The sequence below is a fragment of the Variovorax sp. 10N420 genome (assembly GCF_056394705.1).
Genome location: NZ_JBFTIJ010000043.1, coordinates 1 through 830, shown reverse-complemented (window position 1 = coordinate 830; position 830 = coordinate 1). Strand labels below are relative to the sequence as shown.

The 830-nt window shown below is 64.9% G+C and carries 1 protein-coding gene; it reads right to left on the bottom strand.

The window, feature by feature from the left end; all coding sequences use genetic code 11:
- Window positions 1-830 (bottom strand): hemagglutinin repeat-containing protein (locus tag AC1DEK_RS30125; RefSeq protein ID WP_478128991.1); only part of this gene is annotated, 830 nt, incomplete at both ends.

The window sequence follows — 830 nt, the reverse complement described above, 5'->3', positions numbered from 1 at the left end:
GTGCCGTGTTCGGTGGCCTGCGTGCCCAGGACCAGGGTGTCGGCGGTGAGGCTCAACTTGCCAGGCGTGTTCACCGTGGTGCCGGCCATCGCGAGCGTGTCCTCCGCCGTGATGTTCACGTTGGCGCCGTTGAGCGTGGTGCGCGCCAGCGAGGTGTCCGAGATTCCTGCCTCTTGCGCCTTCTTGGCATTGAAGCCGGTGCTCGGGTCGCGGTACCAGGTCTCGCTGCCCAGGTTCAGGTCATTGCTCGTGTGGGCGATCGCGAGCGACTGGCCATCGACTGCCGCGTGGATGTCGACATTGCCGCCGTGGATGGTGATGTCCTTGTCGGCATCGACCTGCACGCCCTGCAGCGTGACGGTGCCTCCTCCTTGAAGCAAGACACCGCCCTGGCTGCTCTGGATGGTGCTGGCCGATGCGGTGTCGCTGGAGACCTCGATGCCGGTGCCGGAGCCTTTCTTGGTCGGCACCACAATGGGCAGACTTCCGCCTCCAAAGCCGATGCCCCGGGTCTGCGTGTCGGTCTCCAGACTGGCGCTGGAGGTATTGCGGCCCTCGTAGATCGTGAGGTTGCGTCCGGCGTCCACCAGCACACCATTGGTGCCGCTGATGTGCGATCCCTCGATCGTGATGTCGTTGTTGGCCGTCATCGCCACCGTGCCGCCCGAGAAGCTGCTGCCCACGCTGGTGGTGCTTTCCGCGCTGCTGTTCGTGGTCGTGGTGGAGCTTTTGAAGGTCCCCTTGCTCGTCGTCTGCTTGCCCTGGATGTCCAGTTGCGTGGTCTGTCCGGCGCCGATGTTGATGTCGCGGTCCGCATGCACCAGGAGCAG